Below are 23,070 nucleotides of genomic sequence, written 5' to 3'. Positions count from 1 at the left end.
TTATGCAATTCTAAAATACTTAAATAACCTGAATTCGGAACAAAACATTCCTTCCTTTTAATTAAGAATAAAAGCTGAATACTGGTATAGAGTCGCTTTAAAGAGGATAAAAAGGAGATTGTGTTTTTTTTAATTTAACATTTTTAACCAACCGCTGTTTAATTTAACATATGTTTTTGTTTTTATTTCTTTATTTGAGTTTCCAGCGTACGACAGCTTAAAGGTTAAACAATTGTTTAAAATTAAACAATGTAATATCTGTTTTATGATAATGTTATTAAGTACTTAGTAATGAACGGTTTGTCGTGCATTTATCTGAAGGTGTTATTTTAAACATAGTTTTCTTTTCATATATTGTTTAAAATATTGGCAAATATTAACAGACGTATTCAAAATAATTTTATATTTGGCTTATATAATAATAGTCTATGAAAAAAATATTAGTATCAACTGCTTTATTGGCGGGAGTTCTATCTTACGCAGGAGGCTTCAGAGTTTCCCTGCAGGGGGTAAAACAATTGGCAATGGCGCATACTAGTGCTCATGCCGAAGACGCGAGTGTGACATTCTTTAACCCGGCGGGTATGTCATTTATCCCTTCCAAACTGAGCGTAGTGGCAGGAGGGTTTGCTGCAAGTAACAAAGTTACTTTTCAAAACTTCAATACTTTACAAAGTACAGAAACAGATAACCCTGTAGGAACTCCTTTCTACGCTGCAATTACTTATAGACCAATAGAAAAACTAACCGTAGGTCTTAGTGTTACAACACCTTTTGGAAGTACAATCAAGTGGCCTGATAATTGGGAAGGTAAAGAGATGGTTCAGAAATTGGAACTGAAGAGTTTCTACTTCCAGCCAATGGTTTCTGTAAAACTTGCTCCATGGGTGTCATTTGGTGCCAGCTATATCTATGCAAAAGGAGTTGTAGATTGGGATAAAGCAGTAACACAGTTTGGCGGACAGGTTAATATCAATGATAAAAAAGCAAGCGGGCACGGATATGGTTTCGGTTTCTATTTCAGACCTGATCCTAAATTAGATGTAAGTATTGCTTACCGTTCAGCAATAGATATGAAAGCGAAAAACGGTACAGCTACATTCCAGTTCCCGTCTCAATCTATTTATAATCAGCTGAAGCTGAATGCAGCCGGACAGGATGGATTTTCGGCAACACTTCCGTTGGTGGAAGAATATACAATTGGTTTAACTTATAAGGTAACACCAAAATGGCAGGTTTCTGCAGACTTTAACTATCATGGATGGGAAAGATACAGTAAGCTAACTTTAGATTTCGAGAATGCTCCTATTGGAAACAACCCTTCGGATCCTACTGTTCTTACAAGTCCTAAAAACTTCAGAAACTCCAAGACATTCAGATTGGGAACGCAATATGCCTTCACCAATATGTTTTACGGACGTTTGGGAGCTTATTATGATGAAGCCCCTTATACTACAGATAACTTTATTCCGGAAACACCTTCTTATGACACCTATGTTATAACTGGAGGTATTGGTATTAAGCTGAAGCAATTCGGAGTTGATATTGCTGGAGGATATGCAATGCCTCAATACAGAAATGTGAATAATGCTAATTTAGGCTTCTACGGACAGTCGAAAGCAACAGCGTTTTACTTAGGTCTAGGTTTATCTTATAATCCATTTTAATTTTAGAAGACTATGAAAAAAATTATAATATCGACAATTGCAGTTTCTGCACTTCTTTTTACGGTAACAAGCTGTAATACAGATTTCGATACGGATGTTAGAGATATTCCGGTAACAAAAGGTGATGCTGATTTTACAAAATATATTTCACTGGGAAATTCACTTACTTCCGGATATCGTGACGGCGCGTTGTACAGCAGCGGTCAAAATGAATCCTATCCAAGCATCATTGCAGGACAGATGAGACTTGCAGGAGGGGGCGATTTTAAACAGCCGTTGATACCTAATGATGTAGGAGGGTTTAATAATCTTCCGGGCTTCCCTGGTAAATTAACTCTTCAGGTTGTAAATGGATCTTTATCTCCGGTACCAAGCACTCCGGCAGCAGCATTAGATGTATTGTCCGGTGGAGGAACTTATAACAATATGGGTGTGCCAGGGGCAAAATCTTTCCACTTAGTGGCTCCCGGATATGGCAGCCAGGCTGGCCTTGCAACCGGTACGGCCAATCCTTATTTTGTGAGGTTTGCTTCTTCTGCTACTACAACTGTATTGGCTGATGCTATGGCTCAGAAGGCAACATTTTTCTCGCTTTGGATAGGAAATAATGATGTATTATCATATGCTACTAATGGAGGAACAAACTCTCAGACAGTAGGAGGGGTAACAACATATACTGCAGCTACGGTTCAGACCGGAAACACAAATCCTACGACTTACAGATCCAATGATATTTCTGATCCTGCACTTGTTGCCGGATCTATTAAGGCGGTTTTAGATGGTCTTAAGAGTGTCGGGACAACAAAAGGTGTTATCGCAAATATCCCTTCTGTTACTTCCGTTCCTTTCTTCACTACAGTACCTTATAACCCTTTGACACCAGCTGTTTTAGGTGCGAATCTGAATACTTTAAATACAAGTTTATACGGTCCTTTGAAGCAGGCACTTACTGCTTTTGGAGCCGGAGATAGAATTAATCTGCTTTCTGCATCAGGACCCAACCCGGTTTTGATTAAAGATGTTGCTTTGACAGATCTGTCAGCTCAGCTTACTGCTGCATTGACTCCTTCTTTGGGATTGCCTACAGCAACTGCTTTTGGACAAATCTTCGGACAGGCCAGACAGGCTACTGCAGATGATTATATTTTACTTACTACAAGTTCTGTAATCGGAAGCACTGCTGCAGGAGCTCCTGCACCGGTAAATGTGTATGGTATTTCTTACCCGTTACAAAACCAGCATGTTTTAACAAAAACAGAAGCGGGTTATGTAAAAACAGCTACTACTGCCTATAATACATCTATAAAATCTCTTGCAGACTCTTATGGACTGGCTTTTGTAGATATGGGGGCTAAAATGCTGGAGCTGAATGCACAATCCGGTATTTCCTATGACGGAGTAAAATATACTGCGAAATTTGTAACGGGAGGGGCTTTTTCTTTAGATGGAGTTCACCTTACAGGTCGAGGATATGGTATTGTAGCTAATGAATTTATTAAATCTATCAATGCTAAATATAAATCTACACTTCCACAGGTAGATCCAAACAAATATTCAGGAGTTAAGTTCCCTTAATCATTGATAAAATAAAAACTTAGAAACCACAGGAGTAAATCTTGTGGTTTTTTTTTAAATTTGCAAAATCTTTTAAAAAGTAAAAATGGCCGATCAGTTAAGTTATCTATTTTGTACAAGAACCAGCAGGGACTTGGCAGAGAAAATTGCCCAGAATTATGGGAAAGAATTAGGAAAAATCAACTTTCAGGAGTTCAGCGACGGGGAATTCGAGCCTGTTTTGGACGAATCTGTAAGAGGAGGAAGAGTTTTCCTGATTGGATCTACATTCCCTCCCGCAGACAATCTTTTGGAGCTTCTTCTAATGATTGATGCAGCAAAAAGAGCTTCTGCAAAGAGCATTACCGTAGTAATTCCTTACTTCGGACTTGCCAGACAGGACAGAAAAGACAAACCAAGAGCGCCGATCGGTGCGAAATTAGTTGCCAACCTTCTTACGGCAGCAGGAGCAACAAGAATCATGACAATGGATCTACACGCAGATCAGATTCAAGGATTCTTCGAAATTCCGGTAGATCACCTGTACGCTTCTACTATTTTCGTAGATTACATCAGATCTTTAAATCTTGATAATCTTACCATTGCTTCTCCTGACATGGGAGGTGCCAAAAGAGCTAAAAACTATGCAGGCCACCTGGGTGCTGAAGTAGTAATTGCTTATAAGGAGAGAAAAAAGGCAAATGTTGTAGAAGAAATGTTCCTTATTGGGGATGTAACAGGTAAAAATGTAATCCTTATTGATGATATGATTGATACTGCAGGAACACTTTGTAAAGCTGCAGATATCTTAATTGAAAAAGGAGCGAAAACGGTTAGAGCAATGGCAACTCATGGAGTGCTTTCAGGGAAGGCTTATGAGAATATTGAGAACTCCAAACTTTTGGAAGTTATTGTAACTGACTCAATTCCTGTTAAAAATAATTTGTCATCTAAAATAAAAGTGCTATCTTGCGCCCCGTTATTTGCAGATGTTATGACCATGGTTCATGAGCACAAATCAATTAGCAGTAAATTTGTTATTTAATTGATTTTTAGCAACTTGCAAGTTAAAATCAGAACAATTTTTTAAATTTTTTATAAATGAAATCTATTACAATTCAAGGTACAAAAAGAGAAAGCGTGGGCAAAAAGTCTACAAAAGCTTTACGTGATGCTGAATTAGTTCCTTGTGTTGTTTATGGAGGTGAAGCACCTTTGAACTTCTCTGCTGAAGAGAGAGCTTTCAAAGGATTAGTATACACTCCTGAAGCACACACGGTATCTATTGAAGTTGACGGAAAAACAATTCCAGCTGTTCTTCAGGATATTCAGTTTCACCCGATTACGGACAAAATTCTTCACATCGACTTCTATCAGTTATCTGACGATAAGCCAGTTATCATGGAGGTTCCTGTAAGAATTACTGGACGTTCTAAAGGTGTTGTTGCCGGTGGTGTTTTACGTCAGTCTTTCAGAAAACTAAAAGTAAAAGCTATTCCTGCTAACCTACCTGACGAAATCGTTGTAGATGTTACTCCATTAAGAATTGGTAACAAACTTTACATCGGTGGTATCAAAACAGAAGGTTATTCTTTCGTACACCCGGACAATGCAGTAGTAGTAGCTGTTAAGATGTCTAGAAATGCAATGAAAGGAGGTGCAGCCGCTATGGATGATGATGAGGATGAAGAAGTTGCAGCTGAAGAAGGAGCAGCTCCTGAAGCAGCAGAAACTGCAGCAGAATAAGATTTGCTTATTTATACAATATAAAACCTATCAATTTTGATAGGTTTTTTTATGTGATAAAGATAAATACCAATGGGCTGTTTCTGATTTTTGCTTTTCTACTTTTGTTCATGTGTTATCTTTAAGATCAACTATCGAATATTTCTATCGAATGATAACGATCAGCCTATCATTGAATGCCTCCTTTCGAAAAAAAAGCCGTAAATTTGAAGAGTTCTAAATAAGGACGTTTTAATTTAAAAAATAAATAAATGTTTGACATTCAGGAAATAAGAAGCCAGTTTTCTATATTGGACAGAGATGTGAATGGTAAACCCCTGGTTTATCTGGATAATGCAGCTACATCCCAAAAGCCAAATTCAGTTTTGGACGTCTGTCACGCATATTATACAGAACTTAATGCTAACGTTCACAGAGGAATTCATACACTGAGCCAGCTGGCAACAGAAGAAATGGAACTTTCAAGAAGAAAAATCCAGAAATTCATCAATGCTGAGCATGATTTTGAAGTAATTTTTACAAAAGGTACAACGGAAGGGCTGAACCTTATTGCTTATATTTTGACACAGAAACTGCAGAAGGATGATGAGATTATTATTTCATATCTGGAGCACCATTCTAATATTGTTCCGTGGCAGATGCTTTGCGAGAGAACAGGAGCGAAACTTCGTGTGATCCCTATTGATGAAAACGGAATTCTTCAGATGGATCACTTTGACCGTTTTTTAAGTGAAAAAACAAAGGTTGTTTCTGTAAATCAGGTTTCCAATGCGTTGGGAATTGTGAATCCAATTGAGGAAATTATTGCTAAAACAAGAAAGAATACCGATGCTTATATTGTGATAGACGGGGCACAGTCTGCACCGCATTTCAATATTGATGTTCAAAAGATGAATTGTGATTTCTTTGTGTTCTCGGGCCATAAAATGTATGCTCCAATGGGAACGGGGATTTTGTACGGAAAACGCGAAATTCTGGAAGCTTTACCGCCATTTCACGGAGGTGGAGAGATGATTGCTACCTGTTCTTTTGAAGGAACTACCTATGCAGGTCTTCCATTTAAATATGAAGCAGGAACACCCAATGTAGGAGGAAATATTGCTTTAGGCGCTGCGGTAGATTTTATGAACAGAGTAGGGCACGCCCATATTCAGAATCATGAAAATGCACTATTGGAATACGCTCAAAGACAGCTGCTGGAATTAGAAGGAATTAAGATCTATGGTGAAAAAGCAAAAAGAACCGGAGTGGTTTCTTTTAACCTGGAAGGAGTAGGAATTGCTTCCGATGTAGGAATGATCCTTGATAAAATGGGAATTGCAGTTAGAACAGGGCACCACTGTACACAGCCCATCATGAACTTCTTTAATATTGCAGGAACGGTGAGAGCTAGTTTTGCCGTCTATAATACTTTCGAGGAGATTGATATTCTTGTGGAAGGAGTGAAAAAAGCACAGAGAATGTTAAGCTAATTAATTGTAGCTCATTACAATATAAAGTAAAAGCAGCCATTGGGCTGCTTTTTTATTAGTCCATAGGAACACAGTAGCATCGGCCATCAATAATAACCTGGTAATATCCAATAGCGCATTCCAGGCAGATTTCTCCTCCTGCTATAATGCTTTTCATTTTTTCTTTGTTTAGTTTTTTCATAATTGTAGATTTAAAGTGTTAGTAATCAAAGATAAAATAAATTACTGATAGCCTGCTGAAAAAAAATAAAAAAGCCCCGTCAATTAATAACAGGGCTTTTGTATAGTTTTCAAAAGAAATTAATCTTATAAATTCGGTTTCCAGTCAACAACTGCTCTGATAAATGCTTCTGCATTTTCAACAGGAACATTCGGTAAAATTCCGTGGCCAAGATTTGCGATATATCTGTCTTTTCCGAAACGGTTGATCATTTCATTCACCATCTTTTTTATGGTTTCAGGAGTGGAATGAAGTCTTGCGGGATCAAAATTTCCCTGTAAAGTCATTGTATGATTCGTAAGGGTTCTTGCAAATTCAGGCTTAATCGTCCAGTCTACCCCAAGAGCAGAAGCTTTAGACATCGTCATATCCTCCAGCGCAAACCAGCATCCTTTTCCGAACACCACCACGTGAGTAAGAGGACTTAATGCTTCCACAATCTGATTGATATACTGCCAGGAGAATTCCTGATAATCTGTAGGAGAAAGCATTCCGCCCCAGGAATCGAAAACCTGTACTGCAGAAACTCCTTTTTCTACTTTTCTCTTTAAATAAGCAATGGTAGTATCTGTTATTTTCTGTAGTAATAAATGGGCTGCCTCAGGCTGCTGAAAACAGAAGGATTTTGCAATATCAAATGCTTTACTTCCTTTTCCTTCTACACAGTAACAAAGAATGGTCCATGGAGAACCTGCAAAACCGATCAATGGAATCTCATTATCCAGTTTCTGAAGAGTAAGTTCAATCGCATCAAAAACGTATCCTAAAGTATCATTCACATCCGGAGTTTCAATATTCTGAACCTGCTCCATTGTTCTGATAGGGGTATCCAACCATGGGCCAACGGATTCTTTCATTTTGAAATCAATTCCCATTGCCTGTGGAACTACCAGAATATCAGAAAACAGAATCGCTGCATCCAAAGGAAATCTGCGGATTGGCTGTAGAGTGATCTCAGCTGCAAGCTCAGGAGTCTGACATCTTGTAAAGAAATCATACTGATCTCTTAAAGCGATGAATTCCGGCAGATATCTTCCAGCCTGCCTCATCATCCAGACAGGAGGTCTTTCAACGGTTTCTCCGCGAAGTGCTTTTAAATATAGGTCGTTTTTTATCATAATCTATTTAAACTAATATTACCGGGATATTTCGGTAAAAGCTATTCTAAATTCTACTTCTGATTTCTTTTCTTATCAGTTCAAAAACAGAAGCCAGTGTATTTTCTTCAGAAGTGAAAATTTCTTCCTTTGTATAATTTCTCAACTCACCGGAAGTGGTTTCACCAATCGAAAAAAGCTTCATGTCTTCCAGAGAATTTCGCCTTGCAAAACTACGAACTCCGCTTGGACTAAAAAATACTGCAGCATGATATTTTTCATTTATTACGGGATAAGTTTCCTCAGTATTGTATACGGTAACTTTTTTGTACTTAATATTTTGTAAAGGAAGTTCCTTGTCCAGAACATTGATGGCGAGGTTGCCGCAGAAATGAAGAAACTGCTCATGCTGGCATTTCCCGGTAATAAATCTGGAAAGTGTTTCTGCATTTTTCAAAACTTTAAAGGTTCCGAAGCCGTGCTTTCTTAATTCTCTCTTTGTTTTTTCTCCTACACAATAGATCTTATTATAATTTTTGGAGGTGAAATCTTCATTAGGCTTAAACCTGTTTTTGAAAAACGAAATAACTCCGTTCACACTGGTAAAAATAAGAGAATAATTTTTCAGGTCAAAAGGACTGATTATAATAGGCTGGGTCTTAATTACCTCCATGCAATCAGCCAAAATATCCTCTCCTAATTCTTTGGATATAATAGCATGGTCTATATTTTTGGTAAATAAGATTTTCATGTTTTGAAGATTGAAGATAGAAGCCGGCTGTTGTAAGGGGGCTAAATCTGACTTTTAATTTCTGCCATTAATTCTTTTCCACCGTTTTCAAGAATAACTTTTGCAAACTTTTCGCCGAAATTCTCATTTAGAGTATAATCAAAGTTTTCATCCACTGCAATGCAGTTTTTACCGTCAAGAGAGCAAAGTGCAGCTTTGAAGCGGATCTGATCTCCCATGATCTGTGCATACGCTCCGATAGGTGCAGTACATCCTCCTTCCAAAGTGCTCAGAAAGTTTCTTTCAATTTCTACGCAAACTTGAGTAGGCTTATGGTTAATCTGGCTTACAATCTCATTAATTTCAGGCTTCTCTGTATGCCCGGCTACAGATATCACACCCTGTGAAGGTGCACAGATCATCAATGGAAGCATTTCATAATCTATTTCCATTTTCATCCTTTTGATTCCTGCCAAAGATAAAATGGTGGCGTCAAAATCTCCCTCTTCCAGTTTTTGAAGTCTTGTCTGGATATTTCCACGGATATCCGAAAATTCAGTAGTAGGATAATTTCTCAGCCAGAAAGCTCTCCTTCTCAAACTGCTGGTGGCAAGTTTAAGCTCATGGAATTCTTTATTCCTTGCAGATTCCTTTCTGATCAGGATGTCCTCAGGATGGTCTCTTTCCAGATAAGCAATCATCTCGATGTTCTGAGGCAATTGGGTAGGAACATCCTTTAAAGAATGCACAGCAATATCAATTTCATCATTTAATAAGGCAATATCAAGGTCTCTTGTGAAAACCCCGGTAATTCCCAAAGAATATAATGGCTGATTGAGGTTCTTATCGCCAGAAGAAACGATAGGAACAATTTCCGTTAAATAATTGTTGTTCTGAAGGTGCCTCGCAACCTCTCTAGCCTGCCAAAGTGCAAGTGCGGAATTTCTCGTTCCGATTCTAATGCTTTTCATTGAATTCGTTGTTTGGTTGTTCAACTAATATTTCGTGCATTAATTTACTAATTTCTTCGGCTTTTAAAGGATTGTCGATGATATATTTTGCAAAACGGTTGGTGATTTTCTGGATCATTTTATCAGAAAGTTCCATGTCCGTGATGTTTATGTATTTATTCTTTCTGTAGAAATTATGCATTTCATTGCGTTCCATATTCTTTAAAACCGCTTTGAAATGATGAATATTGGGGGCCAGTTTTCGCTTTTTCTCCCATTCAATGAAATCTTTCATCAGTTCTTTGATGATTTTTTCAGCCTTGGGAATTTCTCTTTCGCGCTGCTGAATCGTTTCCTGAATCTGTTTTGAAAGCTCATCCACATCAATCAATGTTACATTTTCATTTTCGGTAACATTCTTTTCCACATTATGAGGAATAGAAAGATCAATCACTAATGTTTCTTTTCCGTTCGGAAAATGAGACCGATTGACAATAGGATGTTTGGCTCCCGTTGCTACAATAAGAATATCAGTGTTTTTTAATTCCTGGTCAAAATCAGAGTAATCAACGTGAGGAATATTATATTTCTGGGAAATCTTTTCAGCTTTCTCCTGAGTTCTGTTGGCAATTTTAATTTTTGGCTGAAAGACATGCTTCACCAGGTTTTCAACGGTGTTCTGCCCAATCTCGCCCACACCCAAAAGAAGAATGTTTTTTTCAGCTATTCTTTTCTGACTGTTTAAAATATAATGTACAGCGGCATAGGAAACAGAAGCTGCACCATTGGAAATACCGGTTTCGTTTTTTATTCTTTTCGAAATCTGAATAGCGGCATTGATGGCTCTTTCCAGATAAGGATTGGAATTTTGTCTCTCTTTTTTGAAACGGTTGTATGCTTTTTTGATCTGGCCAATGATTTCAAAATCTCCGATAATCTGGCTTTCAAGTCCGGCCGCCACTCTGAAAAGGTGAATCAAAGCTTCCTCTTTGGTAAGAATATTAGCAAACTGAAGGAAATCCGTAAGATGTACACCAATTGTTTTGCAATACTCCTCAGCCACTAACAGATAATTGGGAGAAGTGGTATAAATCTCGGTTCGGTTACAGGTAGAAACTACAAATGCATCTCCAAGATCTTCCTGATGGACTCTGGAAACAAAGTTTTTGATGTTTTCATCAAAGAATGCAAACTTTCCTCTCGTTTCTACATCGGCTTTCTCGTAACTTATGGAAAGCACGGCAAAATTCGACGTCTGATGGATGTTGGAATACTGTAACATAAGCAGTCGCAAATTTACGCTTTTTTTAATTAATTACTCTCAGATAGTGTGTATGATAATTATCGTAAAAAACTATAGAGAGGAAAGAACTTGTTTATAGCAGAAAAATGCAAAACTGTGAAACAGCAAAAATTGAAAAATTGCTTATGTAGGTAAATGTACTTGTGCTTTTGACGTTTAATTTTGATCATTTTATACCCTCTTTTGGCCTTTTTCAAGTTTTTAACACCTCATTAAATTTAGTTGAAATCACCCTCTGTAAATAGCTAAACTGAAAGTTAATAAAGAATTATAAATTTTAATAAAATTTTAACCAAATTAAGTTGGTGGGAAATTTCTTTAGTAGTCTTAAATTTATATCTTTGTAATCTTAAAATCAGAAGAAAAATATGAGTTTATTTGATATGTTTACGCAAGAAATTGCGATAGACCTGGGAACGGCTAATACCCTTATTATCCATAATAATAAAATTGTTATAGATCAACCGTCAATTGTTGCAATTGAACGTTCTACGGGTAAACCCATTGCTGTAGGGGAACAGGCTAAGCATATGCAAGGTAAAACTCACGAAGATATCAAAACTATCCGTCCTTTGAAAGATGGGGTTATTGCTGATTTTCATGCTTCTGAACACATGATTAAGGAATTTATCAAAAAAATTCCTGGTATCAAAGGTAAATTCATTCAACCGGCATTACGAATTGTAATCTGTATTCCTTCTGGCATTACTGAAGTTGAGAAGAGAGCGGTAAGAGATTCTGCTCAGAAAGTGAATGCAAAAGAAGTAAGATTGATCTATGAGCCAATGGCAGCTGCCATTGGAGTAGGGATAGATGTACAGAAACCTGAAGGTAATATGATCATCGACATAGGTGGTGGTACTACGGAAATTGCTGTGGTAGCTTTAGGAGGTATCGTATGTGATAAATCTGTGAAGATTGCCGGAGACGTATTTACCAATGACATTGCTTATTACTTAAGAACTCACCATAACCTTTATATCGGGGAAAGAACTGCTGAAAGAATCAAAATTGAAGTGGGTTCGGCAGTAGAGGATCTTGATGTAGATATCGAAGACATTCCGGTACAGGGTAGAGACCTTATTACAGGGAAGCCTAAAGAAATTATGGTTGGATACAAAGAGATTGCGCGTGCATTAGACAAATCAATCATCAGAATCGAAGATGCAGTAATGGAAACGCTTTCTCTTACACCGCCGGAATTGGCTGCAGATATTTATAAAACAGGTATTTATCTTGCCGGAGGAGGAGCGTTATTAAGAGGTCTTGCAGACAGAATTCACAAAAAGACAGGTCTCCCTGTATTTGTGGCTGAAGATCCTTTGAGAGCTGTCGTTCGCGGAACAGGTATTGCTCTTAAGAATATGGATAAGTTCAATTTCTTAATTAAATAATTTTAACTTTTTACGACTATATATCTGAATGGGATTTTTGCTGAGATTATTTTCGAAGAATACTCTTTTCGTCTTCTTTATATTCCTGCAAATTATTGCTCTGGTTTTGATATTCTCCAGAAATGCCATGCAGAGATCCTGGATTGCCGGGCAGACCGCCGCTTTCAATTCCTGGGTTTCCGGATATATTGATGAAGGAGTTTCTTATCTGAAGCTCAAACAGATCAATGAAGATCTTGTGGTTCAGAATAAAGCCCTTATGACTGAGCTTTATGGAAAAGACGGCGCCAAAACCCCTGTCTTTAAAAGAGTTCATGATACTATTGGTGGGGGGCAGATCTACACTTTTGTTGATGGTGAAATTGTTTTCAACAGTATCAACAGAAGAAATAACTATTTTACAATCAACCGTGGCCGCAGAGACGGAGTCTTTCCCCAAATGGGAGTAATGGCACCCAGAGGTATTGCGGGAATTGTAATTAATTCCACAGACAGTTATGCATTGGTTCAGTCGGTCCTAAGTGTAAACAAGATCAGAATTAATGCAGCACTCAAAAACTCAGGATATTTTGGTACTCTAACATGGAATGGAGATAACTCCAGGGTAATGCACCTTGCAGACATTCCAAAATACGTAGCCCTGAAGGTAGGAGATACGGTGGTTACAGACGGTAAATCGGCCATCTTCCCTAAAGGAGTCACCATTGGTACCATTGCAGGATATTCTGTAGATAATAAAACCGGCTTCTGGGATATCTCCGTAGAGCTGAGTGAAAAAATGGGAGCGTTGAATAAAGTGTATGTAGTGAAGAATCTTAAGAAAGCGGAAGTGCAGAAGATTCAGGACACTATGCAGGCTGTAATAAAAAAAGAAAATGATTAGCAGAACTTTATTTACCGATATATTGATCATGATCTTTCTTGTTGCATTACAGATATTTGTACTGAACAGGATTACGCTTTTCGGGAAATATACTCCGGTATTATATCCTGTCTTCGTCATGTTTTATCCGTTTTTCAGAAATAAATTTCAGTTCCTGGCATTGAGCTTTTTAATAGGCCTTTCTATTGATGGTTTCCTCTATTCTTGGGGGATCAATGCATTTGCAACAACGTTGATCGCTTATTTCAGAACGTTGATTTTCAGGACTTCCACAGATACGTCTACAGACTTTTTCTCTTTTCAGTCCCTTCAATGGGCGCAGTTTTTGCTGTTCTTATTTTCAAGTATCTTCCTGCATCAGCTTTTAGTACAGTATATTGAGTTCTTTAAGTTTAGCAGATTTTTTGAAATATTATTTAATGTGTTGGTGACGAGTGTAATTTCGTTTATCTTTATAGTCATCTACGCATTAATATTTAAAATCAAACAAAAAGTTTGAACACACGTTATTTAAAAATTTTTTCCATCCTCGTTACCATCGCCCTCATTTTTGTGGCGAGGCTTGCGTATTTGCAGTTATTCACAGACCGTTATGCACTAAATGCTGCCAATACCTCCATCAAGACAGAATATATTATTCCGCAGCGTGGCGTTATTTTTGACAGAAACGGGAAAATCATGGTAGGGAACCAGCCCGCGTATGAAATCTCTTTTACCCAGGCATTAATGAGACCGGATTTTGATACGCTAGGGTTTTGTAATCTGATGAAAATCTCAAAAGCAGATTTTATCAAAAGAATTGAAGTTATCAAAAAGGAGAAGTATTATTCCAAACTTACTCCTATGACCTTCTTTAAAGATTTGAGCAGAGAAGACATTGCGAGAGTACAGGAAATTATTTTTAAATATCCGGCTTTCAATATTGTGCAAAGACCTCAGCGTCAGTATGAGGTTTCCACATCTGGTAACCTTCTGGGATATACCAGTGAAGTCAATGAACGTGAAATTAAAAAAGATTCCGCCTACTATTTGCCGGGAGACTTTATCGGGAAAACAGGCGTTGAAAAATCTTACGAAAAAGAACTTCGCGGAGTAAAAGGTGTGAAATATATCCAAAAAGACATCAGACTCCGGAATATTGGGTCCTATAAAAACGGATCTCTGGATAAAGATGTGATTACCGGAAAGGATATTACCCTAACCATTGATTATGACCTTCAGAGAACGGCCGAAGAAATGCTGATTAATAAACACGGAGCAATTGTTGCCCTGGATCCTAATAATGGAGAAGTTTTAGTAGCTGCTACCGGTCCGGATATTGATCCTAACCTGTTTACAGGACCTAATAAATCAAAAAATCTATATGCACTGTCAAAAGACACACTTTATGAAAATAAACCTACTTTTGACCGCGCATTGCAGGCAGGATATCCTCCCGGGTCAACTTTCAAGTTATTGACCGCCTTAGCAGCAATGCAGATGGGAGTGATGGATGAAAAAACTATTTTCCCTTGTGGAGGCGGCTTTTTCTATAAAGGAAAAAGAATTAAAGGTCATGGTGGAGCAGATCCGCTTATTCCTTCCATTCAGGTTTCCAGTAACTGTTTTTTCACATATGCATTTATTGCCATTATCAAAAAATATCCGGGCAACCCTTCAAAGGGTGTTGATGAATGGAAAAAGATCATGAGCAGTTTTGGTGTGGGAGAATTTTTGAATAACGACTTTGCTGTGGGTGCAAGAGGAAGAATCCCTTCAGGAGATTTTTACGAGAAAAGATTTAAAGCCATCATGAAAGCCAGTGGTTCCCAAAGAACTGATTTTAAAAACTGGGACGAAATGTCAACCGGTGCTATTTATAACGGAATGGGACAGGGTGACGTTTTGGTAACGCCTATTCAGCTGGCCAATTATGTTGGTGCTATTGCTAATAGAGGCTGGTACTATACCCCTCATATCGTAAAAGCAATTGATGGAAAACCTAATCCTGATCCCAGATTTAAGGTTAAGCATAAGACTCTGGTTGATCCGAAACACTTTGAACCTGTTTTAAAAGGGATGGAGGCCGTAGTTTTGAGAGGAACTGCAAGAGGACTGAAATCCAATGATTTTACGCAATTAGCCAAAACAGGTACTGCACAGGTACCGCAGGGAAAGGATAATTCCATCTTTGTACTGATTGCTCCCGCTGAAAAGCCAAAAATTGTTGTAGTTGCCGTAATGGAGCATGCCGGATTCGGAGCCACATGGGCCGGGCCGGCCTGTACAGTGATTGCTGAAAAATATATTACAGGTGATCTTAAAAGAGAAAATCTGTACAAAAAGATGATCACTTCGAGTTTCATGCCTGAGTACAAAAGGCAATGGATTGCAGATTTAAAGCGGAAAGGACTCTATGTGGATCCTAAACCTGATTCAATTAAACAAAAAAGAATTAAGGACAGTCTGGAGCAGGTGAAGCAGCAAAAAGCGAAACTGCAAAAGAAAATAGAAGAGGAAACTAAAAAAAATAATACTGCTAAAAAAACTGTGAAGCAATGAAATGGACAGAAGGAATAGATAAACTGGGCCTTGGGCTGTACTTCCTGCTTTGCATTTTTGCCATTGCAAATATTTACAGTGTTGACCAGAAACTGGGGGAGAAACAGCTAATATTTTTCTGTATTTCGCTTTTTGTCGGGCTTGTCATTTTTGTCAGCAGAAGTAAGTTCTTTGAGAATATGGCCGGGATTATTTATATCGGCGGTGTTCTGCTGCTGATCGGACTTTTCCCGTTTGGTAAAGAAATCCTTGGGCAAAAGAACTGGTATAAGTTTGGAAGTTTTACCATGCAGCCTGTAGAATTTGCAAAAATAGGGACCGCACTTATGCTGGCTAACTATGTTTCCGGACCTGATTTTAATCTTAAAAATAAAAAGTCCTTATGGACTACCTTAGCCATTATTGGTATTCCGGCAGCTGTGGTTCTTGCCATTCCGGATGTGGGGTCCATGCTTGTATTTATTGCATTCTTCATTGCATTGTACAGAGAAGGACTGAGCGGGCTTTTATTCGGGATAGGATTTATTTTTGCCGGTGTTTTTCTGATTTCATTGGCCATTCCACCCATTTATGTTGCAGTAGCTGTTTTGCTAGTTGCCGGTGTTCTGATTGCGATGAATTATCACAGGATGTCCTGGGATGTAATTACGATTTCAGGAATTGCAGGATCTGTTCTTTTGCTGTGCGGGCTGGCTTTCGGGTCTCCCTATATTTTAGAAAAACTGCCTAAGCACCAGAGAGAAAGAATTGAAGTTCTTTATAAAGGTGAAAAAGCTTTCAGAGATACTTCAGGGTACAATTTATTATATTCCAAAACAGCGATCGGATCTGGAGGCATCTGGGGAAAAGGTTACCGTGAAGGATCTGTTACCCAAGGGAAATTTGTACCGGAGCAGGAAACAGATTATATCTTTTGTACGGTAGGAGAAGAATGGGGTTTTGTAGGAAGTGCCGTTCTTATCTTGTGTTATATGATTTACATCGGAAGGATATACTATCTGGCAGAACAGCAGAAATCCACTTTTAACCGCGTATTCGGCTATTGCTTTGCATCGATTCTGCTAATGCACTTTTCCATCAATTTAGGGATGGTTATGGGGCTTTTCCCTACTGTTGGGATTCCTCTTCCTTATTTCAGTTATGGAGGAAGTTCTTTATTGGCTTTCTCGATGATGACTTTTATCTTCTTTAAGCTTAATTATTCGGATAAGAATAGCTTGGTGTAAAAGAAAGCCGGAAGCTGTATGATAGAAGTTTACGGTTATTGCGCTTACATTTCGTTTTCAAAATAAATCTGCATCATCTGCAAAGGCAGCGATAGCAAATACAATTTCATCAATACGATTTTTATGACACAATCCCATTTCTCAGACGAAAGTTTTGATAACAAAGATTTTACGCAGCATTTTTCAGAAAAAAGTGAGTACGAAAACTGTATCTTCAGAAATTGTAATTTTGAATATGGAAACCTATCCGGTTCCAGCTTTACAGATTGTGAATTTATCGAATGCAATCTCAGCATGACAAAGCTCGTGAAAACTTCTTTTCATGATGTGATTTTTAAAGAATGCAAAATGCTTGGTCTTCAGTTTAGCGATTGTAATCCGTTTGGATTATCATTCAAATTTGAAGGGAGTGTCTTAAATAATTCAGTCTTTTATCAGACCTCCATTAAGAAAATAGTTTTCAAAGATTCTACATTAATAGAGGCCGATTTTACCGAATGCGATTTATCAGGCGCAGTTTTCAGTAACTGTGATCTGTCAGGTGCTGTTTTTGATGCCACTAATCTCGAAAAAACAGATTTCCGAACCTCAGTTAACTATTCAATAGATCCGGCTTTAAATAAGCTTAAAAAAGCCAGATTCTCACTTTCCGAAATCTATGGTCTTTTATATAAACTGGATATTGAAATTGATAAGAACAGCTAAAGGCTGATGGCTATTCGGTAAGGGATATACAATATACTCTAGGGCAATAGAAGCAGAGCTAATCTTATCGTAAATACCAGATATAAAAAAGCCATCAGATTCTGATGGCTTCATTATTTAAATCAATTATTTATAAAATTAAAAATTTGCGGGTGTAGGAAGAGTAGCGGCTGCTAAGTTATTGTAAGCTTCTCCTTCTTCGTTGATCACTCTTTTGGCGAATCTGAATTTAGGTCCCCAGTAAGAATCATTCAGTGAAGAAATCATTACTCCTTTTGATGTTGCTGCGTGGATAAATTTGATCTCACCCTCTTCAGTAACACTTTCTACAATACCTACGTGAGAAATTCTTCTTCCATGAGAAAAGAAAATCAAATCTCCTTTCTGTAGATCTCCTTTTTCAATTCTTTCCCCTTCCTGAGCCTGAGATGCTGCTACTCTAGGTAAGCTAAGACCTGCTGCTGCTCCGAATACAGATAGAACAAAAGCTGAACAATCTATACCGTTTCTGGTTGTTCCTCCGTATCTGTAAGGAGTTCCAAGGTATGTTTCAGCTTCTTCAAGGATACCGTCAATGGTTTTATTATGTTTGATTACTTTCGCAATTTCAGAATTCTTAACTGCTTTTTTAGCATTGGCAATAGACGCAGCCTTTTCAGCCAGGAAAGAGTCGATAAGTTTCTGCTTATCCTGCTCCATTTTTTTGTTATCTATAGAAGCTAGTTTGGCATCTGTTTTGTATTCTTTTGTGTAAGTTGCTGGTTTTGAAACCACATAATTAGTAGCACACGATTGCAATGAAACAGTAGTAACTAAAGCAACTAAATAAAACAAAACTCTTTTCTTCATATATATTTGATTATCCGTGTTAAAAAGGAATATTTATTTTCAAAAGCATTACAAAAGTAGAGATTCCGAGCAAAAGACCCCTGTTATGATAATTATCAGGATCTTATTTTAACACATTTTAACATATTATTTACATATGTTAAAGAAAAATAAACCGCAACAGCCCATTTTTGGTAAGTGTGCGGTTTTTTTTATTAAGATTCTTTAACAAACTTATTCCAATTTATCCTGAATCAGTACATTTTTCAAATTGTTAAGTCTAAAAACGGTATTATAATTTTTGTTAATGAATCCGTTATTATAAGCCTATTTCGGGGCTTTAATTCTAATATTCTGTCCATCCCGGATTTCCTCTGATGCATTCTTAACAATTACATCGCTCGGTGATAGCTGTCCAATAACGGTTGTGGTCTCACCATTAGCAATTCCCGATGTCACAGGGACCCAATGTGCTGTATTTTTCTCCACTTTAATAACGAATACACCCAAAGTAGAATTGAGTACAGCTGAAGAAGGAACAGACAATGATTTACTGTTTTCGCTTAAAGGAAGAATAACGTTGGCCACCATCCCCGGAAGAAGCCTTTTATCTTTGTTATATACATCCATTTCTACCCATTGCGAACGTAATTTGTTGTCTAATGCTCCCGCAAATCGTGATACTTTTGCCGTAAATGTTTCTCCGGGAATAGACTGGATGGAGAATTTAATAGCTCCGTTTTTATTCAGTAATCCGGTGTACGATTCCGGAACATTCACAACAAGACGTAATCTGTCCTGCTGTACAAGACTGAACATAGGAAGGTCAGATCCTTTTCCTGATGGTCCCACATAGGCTCCTGCACTTACATTTCTGGTAGCGATGTTCCCGCTGAAAGGAGCCCTGATCTGCAGATAATTTTTAACATCAGCAACTTCCCGGTAGGATGCTTTTGCTGCCTCCAATTGGGCGAGATCAGATTTCTGTGCGGCCAGGGCCTGCTCAAGATCAAGAGCAGAAATTGTTCCCGGTGTTTTGCTCGTCTCTTTTAAACGGTCATATTTCGCTTTACTGGCAATGTAAAGGGCTTCTTTTGATTTTAAAGCTGATGAAGCTGCACTTTGCTGAGAATTGATTTCAGGTGCTTCCAAAGTAGCCAGTAACTGGCCTGCTCTTACTTCATTTCCAACATCCACATATAGTTTTTTAACAAAGCTGCTTACCTTTGCGTAAACATCCACTTTCTGATAGGGCTGCAATTCTCCCGGAATAGCGGTAGAGGAGGAAAAATCTTCCTGTCTGGGATTTACTGTTTCAATTTCCGGTGAAGAGGATTCCTCCGTCTTTTTAACTTCTTTCTTCTCCTCATGTCCACAACTTTGGAGGCTGAACATCAGTACTGCCGGAATTAAATATTGATATAATCTGTTCATCTTTTATTTTAATAGCTTAAGGTTATTTATTTTACAATTTCAGGCATAAAGTGTATGCTTTCCTCATCTTCAGGATCGAGAGAAACACTTTGGGTAGTCGCTTTTCCTTGTCCCCAGGCAAATGCCAGCGGAAGGATGAAAAGCGCAGCAAAAGTAGAGGCTACCAATCCCCCGATTACGGCTCTTCCCAGTGGGGAAACCTGATCTCCGGCCTCTCCTAATCCTAATGCCATAGGAATCATTCCCACAACCATTGCCAGAGCGGTCATTACAATGGGCCTTAACCTCAGCGCCGCGGCTTCTCTGGCAGAAAGTAAAGCATTTCCGTTATGTTTTCTCAGCTGTTCTGCATTGGTGATCAGCAGTACGGCATTGGAAATAGAAACTCCCACAGACATAATGATTCCCATATAAGATTGAAGGTTGAGTGTTGATCCACTGATTATTAATAACGCTAAAGAGCCCACTAAAACGGCTGGTGCTGTTACCAATACAACTCCTGAAACTTTAAAAGACTGGAAGTTAGCGGCAAGCATCAGGAATATCACAACGATAGCAATGATCAAACTATATTGTAAGCTGCTTAATGTTTCGTTTAAGGTCTGGCTTAAACCTATCAGCTGAACATTAAGACCTCTCGGCAGTTCTCCGATATGATCAATTACCTTTTGAACATCTCTTGAAGCAGTTCCCAAATCGGTATGATTAAGATTGGCTGTAACAGTAAGTGTCGGCATTGCTCCGAGGTTGTCGGTTTCTCCATAGGTGAAGCTGTTTTTAATGGTAGCCACATCACCCAGATTCGGTCTATTGGAGTTTTTCTGCAGCGGAATTCCTGCAATTTCCTCTTTGCTGTTCATTTTATTTTCAGGAATCTGAACCTGTACGTTGTAGCTGTAGCCCGCTTTTTCATCGGTCCAAATATTTTTTTCCGTAAATCTTGATGATGAGGTGGAAGCTACCAAAGACCGTGAAACGTCAGACATATCAATACCCAGCTGGGCCGCGCGAACTCGGTCTACATTGATGTCAAGTGCAGGATATTTTATAGACTGACCTATCTGAACATCTCTTAAATACGGTATTTTTTTTAGTTCAGCTTCTATTTTTTTAGCATACGCTTCGTTTACACTTTTATCTCTTCCGGCCAATCTTACTTCAATAGGAGTAGGCGATCCCTGACTGAGAATTTTTTCGGTTAATTCGATAGGTTCAAAAGATAATTTCATATCCGGATTAATGGTTTTTGCTTTCTCCCGGATTTTGTCTTTCAGATCATCCATGTTGGTATGGTAGTCTTCATTTAACCCAACCTGTAAAACGGTTTCATGAGAGCCTGCCATCCATAGGTAAATAGGGCTTACTGAGAAAAGAGTAGGGTGGGTTCCCACATAGGCAGAAGTGATCGAAACATTGTCTTTACCAACAATTTCTTTGATGCCGTCTAATAATTTTAAGGTCTGAAGCTCATTTTTTTCAATCCTGGTTCCGTCCGGAATTCTTGTTCTTACCTGAAACTGAGTTCCGTTCACCTGTGGTAAAACATCTCTTCCTATACTGTTTAAGAACAGGGCTACCATTGCCATCATCAATATAATATAAGCAGAAACCAGAATTTTTCTGTACGGCATAATTCTGTCTAAAAACTTCAGATAGCGGAACCTTATCCTCTCGAACATGCTTACTTTCCCGTCACGGTTGCTGTCTTCGGTTTGCAGCAGAATTTCTTTCTGGCTCCATGTATCACTTTCATCTGTTAATCCTGCTCTCTCAAGTTCTTCAGAATCTGTCAGAACATGTCCGTCTTTTGCTTTATGGTGCTTCACTTTCATAATCCAGTTTGCCATAACAGGAACGAAAGTTTGTGCAAGGAAATAGGAAACAATCATGCTAAAACCGATGGCCAGCGCAAGAGGCAGGAACAGAGATCCCGGAATTCCTCCCATCGTAAATGCCGGTGCAAAAACGGCCAGAATACAAAATAGAATGAGCAGTTTGGGAAAGGCAATTTCTTTACAGGCATCCCAGACGGCGAGAGATTTAGGTTTTCCCATGTCCAGATGCTGGTGGATATTTTCTATGGTAACGGTACTTTCATCCACGAGAATTCCAATAGCGAGGGCAAGCCCGCTTAGGGTCATAATATTAATAGTCTGACCGAATAGATTCAGGAATAACACCGCCGAAATAATAGAAGTGGGAATAGTGAGGATTACAATCAAAGCCCCTCTGATGTCACCGAGAAATAAAATTACCATCAGGCCCGTAAGTATCGCTCCGATAGTTCCTTCGCTCAATAAACTTTTAACAGAATTGATGACGTACGTCGATTGGTCAAATTCAAAGCTGACTTTCACATCATCCGGAAGGTTAGACTGAATCTGGGGCAGTTGTTTCTTTAAATTCTGCACAACATCCCATGTGGAAGCATCGGCACTTTTGGCAATACTCAGATATACGGAACGGCGTCCGTTTACCAGAGCATAACCGGAGGTCATATCCGCTCCGTCAGTAACGGTGGCAACGTCCCTTAAATAAAGATTTTGAACACTGCCTTTGTATAAAGGAATATTCTCGAAATCCTTGACATTTTTAATCATCGTATTGGTGGGAGTGATGTAATATTTGTCTCCGATTCTTACATTTCCGGAAGGGGCAGTCTGGTTGTTGAGACGAAGTGCTTCCACAAGCTGATCAGGAGTCATATTGTGCTGCCGGAGCAAGTCTGGATTTGCATTGATAACCACTGTCCGGATATTTCCTCCAAAGGGAGGTGAGGAGACAATTCCCGGAATGGAAGTAAATGTGGAACGGACATACACATTGGCAAGATCAAGCAGTTCATTATTTGACCTTTTATCACTGCTCAGTACAAGTTGCCCTACAGGAAGTGTGGATGCGTCAAAACGAATAATGAAAGGAGGGTTGGATCCTGGCGGAAAAGCAGCCTGGATTCTGGTGGAAAATGAATTTAATTCTGCAGCAGCCTGTGCCATATCGGTACCGGGATAGAAATTAATCTTCATTAACGTGAGACCCTGAATATTTTTGGTTTCAATACTTTTAATCCCGTTCACAAAAAGGAAAATATTGATGTATTGTTTGGCAAAGAATGCTTCCATCTGCTGTGGGGTATATCCGCTGAAAGGATGGGAAACATAAATTACCGGTAAATCCAGCTTGGGGAAAATATCTACTTTAATGGAGTTCATAGACCGGATTCCGAAGAAAAACAGCCCGGCGACAATCACCAAAATCGTAATGGGTTTTCTTAATGCAAATCTTATTAAGTTCATTGAGATACTATTGATTTATAATTG

General features: G+C 38.5%; 19 protein-coding genes. 11 read left to right on the top strand and 8 right to left on the bottom strand.

The genetic code is table 11. The annotated features are described in order from the left end of the window. Positions 1-428: 428 nt before the first annotated feature. The 5 genes from BLW74_RS13560 (at position 429) to BLW74_RS13540 (ending at position 6,439) form a co-directional block, all read left to right on the top strand. Positions 429-1,667 carry an OmpP1/FadL family transporter gene (locus tag BLW74_RS13560; RefSeq protein ID WP_089692998.1) on the top strand — a complete coding sequence of 413 codons (1,239 nt, stop codon included), beginning with the start codon at positions 429-431 and terminating at the stop codon, positions 1,665-1,667. Between the two features lie 12 nt (positions 1,668-1,679). Continuing rightward, complete coding sequence (locus BLW74_RS13555; RefSeq protein ID WP_089692996.1) at positions 1,680-3,242, top strand: SGNH/GDSL hydrolase family protein; 1,563 nt, start codon at positions 1,680-1,682, stop codon at positions 3,240-3,242. An 85-nt stretch (positions 3,243-3,327) separates the two neighbouring features. Continuing rightward, entirely contained in the window at positions 3,328-4,266 is a 939-nt protein-coding gene (locus BLW74_RS13550; RefSeq protein WP_089692994.1) for a ribose-phosphate pyrophosphokinase, read from the top strand. A gap of 56 nt (positions 4,267-4,322) precedes the next feature. Then, positions 4,323-4,967, top strand: a complete 645-nt coding sequence (locus BLW74_RS13545; protein WP_089692992.1) for a 50S ribosomal protein L25/general stress protein Ctc — start codon at positions 4,323-4,325, stop codon at positions 4,965-4,967. Between the two features lie 251 nt (positions 4,968-5,218). Further along, the gene (locus tag BLW74_RS13540; protein ID WP_089692989.1) at positions 5,219-6,439 is read left to right on the top strand and encodes an aminotransferase class V-fold PLP-dependent enzyme; all 1,221 of its coding nucleotides are present in this window, start codon (positions 5,219-5,221) and stop codon (positions 6,437-6,439) included. 55 nt (positions 6,440-6,494) lie between these two features. Here BLW74_RS13540 and BLW74_RS13535 read toward each other — a convergent pair whose 3' ends face one another. The 5 genes from BLW74_RS13535 to hemA all read right to left on the bottom strand — a co-directional run bounded on the left by BLW74_RS13535 (position 6,495) and on the right by hemA (position 10,718). After that, a complete protein-coding gene (locus BLW74_RS13535; protein WP_089692987.1) occupies positions 6,495-6,620 on the bottom strand; it encodes a GNAT family acetyltransferase in 126 nt (41 codons plus the stop codon). Between the two features lie 125 nt (positions 6,621-6,745). After that, positions 6,746-7,777: a uroporphyrinogen decarboxylase gene (gene hemE, locus BLW74_RS13530; protein ID WP_089692984.1), complete on the bottom strand. Its 1,032-nt coding sequence runs from the start codon at positions 7,775-7,777 to the stop codon at positions 6,746-6,748. Positions 7,778-7,823: 46 nt separating this feature from the next. Beyond that, the gene (locus BLW74_RS13525; RefSeq protein WP_089692982.1) at positions 7,824-8,507 is read right to left on the bottom strand and encodes a uroporphyrinogen-III synthase; all 684 of its coding nucleotides are present in this window, start codon (positions 8,505-8,507) and stop codon (positions 7,824-7,826) included. Between the two features lie 41 nt (positions 8,508-8,548). Beyond that, on the bottom strand, positions 8,549-9,457 hold the full coding sequence (hemC, locus tag BLW74_RS13520; RefSeq protein ID WP_089692980.1) for a hydroxymethylbilane synthase: 909 nt from the start codon (positions 9,455-9,457) through the stop codon (positions 8,549-8,551). Continuing rightward, positions 9,444-10,718 carry a glutamyl-tRNA reductase gene (hemA, locus tag BLW74_RS13515; protein WP_089692978.1) on the bottom strand — a complete coding sequence of 425 codons (1,275 nt, stop codon included), beginning with the start codon at positions 10,716-10,718 and terminating at the stop codon, positions 9,444-9,446. Before hemA ends, hemC begins: the two co-directional genes overlap by 14 nt. Before the next feature lie 389 nt (positions 10,719-11,107). On the opposite strand from hemA, the gene BLW74_RS13510 reads away from it, so the two are divergent. From BLW74_RS13510 to BLW74_RS13485, 6 genes are all read left to right on the top strand, one after another. Continuing rightward, positions 11,108-12,133, top strand: coding sequence for a rod shape-determining protein (locus BLW74_RS13510; RefSeq protein WP_045491741.1), 1,026 nt, complete (start codon positions 11,108-11,110; stop codon positions 12,131-12,133). A 28-nt stretch (positions 12,134-12,161) separates the two neighbouring features. After that, positions 12,162-13,016 (top strand): rod shape-determining protein MreC, encoded by an 855-nt coding sequence (mreC, locus tag BLW74_RS13505; protein WP_089692976.1) that lies wholly within the window; start codon positions 12,162-12,164, stop codon positions 13,014-13,016. Continuing rightward, positions 13,009-13,515, top strand: a complete 507-nt coding sequence (locus tag BLW74_RS13500) for a hypothetical protein (RefSeq protein ID WP_002982456.1) — start codon at positions 13,009-13,011, stop codon at positions 13,513-13,515. The genes mreC and BLW74_RS13500 overlap by 8 nt, the downstream gene beginning before the upstream one ends. Beyond that, on the top strand, positions 13,512-15,557 hold the full coding sequence (locus tag BLW74_RS13495) for a penicillin-binding transpeptidase domain-containing protein (RefSeq protein WP_089692974.1): 2,046 nt from the start codon (positions 13,512-13,514) through the stop codon (positions 15,555-15,557). Before BLW74_RS13500 ends, BLW74_RS13495 begins: the two co-directional genes overlap by 4 nt. Continuing rightward, positions 15,554-16,783, top strand: coding sequence for a rod shape-determining protein RodA (gene rodA, locus BLW74_RS13490; RefSeq protein WP_089692973.1), 1,230 nt, complete (start codon positions 15,554-15,556; stop codon positions 16,781-16,783). Before BLW74_RS13495 ends, rodA begins: the two co-directional genes overlap by 4 nt. Positions 16,784-16,906: 123 nt before the next feature. Beyond that, the gene (locus BLW74_RS13485) at positions 16,907-17,488 is read left to right on the top strand and encodes a pentapeptide repeat-containing protein (protein ID WP_089692970.1); all 582 of its coding nucleotides are present in this window, start codon (positions 16,907-16,909) and stop codon (positions 17,486-17,488) included. A gap of 138 nt (positions 17,489-17,626) precedes the next feature. Here the strand turns inward: BLW74_RS13485 and BLW74_RS13480 are convergent, their stop codons facing one another. From BLW74_RS13480 to BLW74_RS13470, 3 genes are all read right to left on the bottom strand, one after another. After that, the gene (locus BLW74_RS13480; protein ID WP_089692968.1) at positions 17,627-18,337 is read right to left on the bottom strand and encodes a C40 family peptidase; all 711 of its coding nucleotides are present in this window, start codon (positions 18,335-18,337) and stop codon (positions 17,627-17,629) included. Between the two features lie 306 nt (positions 18,338-18,643). Continuing rightward, positions 18,644-19,750 (bottom strand): efflux RND transporter periplasmic adaptor subunit, encoded by a 1,107-nt coding sequence (locus tag BLW74_RS13475; protein ID WP_089692966.1) that lies wholly within the window; start codon positions 19,748-19,750, stop codon positions 18,644-18,646. A 26-nt stretch (positions 19,751-19,776) separates the two neighbouring features. Further along, positions 19,777-23,046 carry an efflux RND transporter permease subunit gene (locus tag BLW74_RS13470; protein WP_089692964.1) on the bottom strand — a complete coding sequence of 1,090 codons (3,270 nt, stop codon included), beginning with the start codon at positions 23,044-23,046 and terminating at the stop codon, positions 19,777-19,779. Between the last annotated feature and the right edge of the window lie 24 nt (positions 23,047-23,070).

Source organism: Chryseobacterium culicis (genome assembly GCF_900108365.1).
Lineage (GTDB): Bacteria > Bacteroidota > Bacteroidia > Flavobacteriales > Weeksellaceae > Chryseobacterium > Chryseobacterium culicis.
Note: the sequence above shows the minus strand (reverse complement) of the source record. Positions and strands in the feature narration are given on the sequence as shown.

Bases quoted from the DNA above. Each gene is read 5' to 3' on its own strand.
- hemE (WP_089692984.1), bottom strand. From the start codon at position 7,777: ATGATAAAAAACGACCTATATTTAAAAGCACTTCGCGGAGAAACCGTT.
- hemA (WP_089692978.1), bottom strand. From the start codon at position 10,718: ATGTTACAGTATTCCAACATCCATCAGACGTCGAATTTTGCCGTGCTT.
- BLW74_RS13475 (WP_089692966.1), bottom strand. From the start codon at position 19,750: ATGAACAGATTATATCAATATTTAATTCCGGCAGTACTGATGTTCAGC.
- mreC (WP_089692976.1), top strand. From the start codon at position 12,162: ATGGGATTTTTGCTGAGATTATTTTCGAAGAATACTCTTTTCGTCTTC.
- BLW74_RS13500 (WP_002982456.1), top strand. From the start codon at position 13,009: ATGATTAGCAGAACTTTATTTACCGATATATTGATCATGATCTTTCTT.
- BLW74_RS13470 (WP_089692964.1), bottom strand. From the start codon at position 23,046: ATGAACTTAATAAGATTTGCATTAAGAAAACCCATTACGATTTTGGTG.
- BLW74_RS13525 (WP_089692982.1), bottom strand. From the start codon at position 8,507: ATGAAAATCTTATTTACCAAAAATATAGACCATGCTATTATATCCAAA.
- BLW74_RS13485 (WP_089692970.1), top strand. From the start codon at position 16,907: ATGACACAATCCCATTTCTCAGACGAAAGTTTTGATAACAAAGATTTT.
- hemC (WP_089692980.1), bottom strand. From the start codon at position 9,457: ATGAAAAGCATTAGAATCGGAACGAGAAATTCCGCACTTGCACTTTGG.
- BLW74_RS13535 (WP_089692987.1), bottom strand. From the start codon at position 6,620: ATGAAAAAACTAAACAAAGAAAAAATGAAAAGCATTATAGCAGGAGGA.
- BLW74_RS13545 (WP_089692992.1), top strand. From the start codon at position 4,323: ATGAAATCTATTACAATTCAAGGTACAAAAAGAGAAAGCGTGGGCAAA.
- rodA (WP_089692973.1), top strand. From the start codon at position 15,554: ATGAAATGGACAGAAGGAATAGATAAACTGGGCCTTGGGCTGTACTTC.
- BLW74_RS13480 (WP_089692968.1), bottom strand. From the start codon at position 18,337: ATGAAGAAAAGAGTTTTGTTTTATTTAGTTGCTTTAGTTACTACTGTT.
- BLW74_RS13550 (WP_089692994.1), top strand. From the start codon at position 3,328: ATGGCCGATCAGTTAAGTTATCTATTTTGTACAAGAACCAGCAGGGAC.
- BLW74_RS13560 (WP_089692998.1), top strand. From the start codon at position 429: ATGAAAAAAATATTAGTATCAACTGCTTTATTGGCGGGAGTTCTATCT.
- BLW74_RS13555 (WP_089692996.1), top strand. From the start codon at position 1,680: ATGAAAAAAATTATAATATCGACAATTGCAGTTTCTGCACTTCTTTTT.
- BLW74_RS13510 (WP_045491741.1), top strand. From the start codon at position 11,108: ATGAGTTTATTTGATATGTTTACGCAAGAAATTGCGATAGACCTGGGA.
- BLW74_RS13540 (WP_089692989.1), top strand. From the start codon at position 5,219: ATGTTTGACATTCAGGAAATAAGAAGCCAGTTTTCTATATTGGACAGA.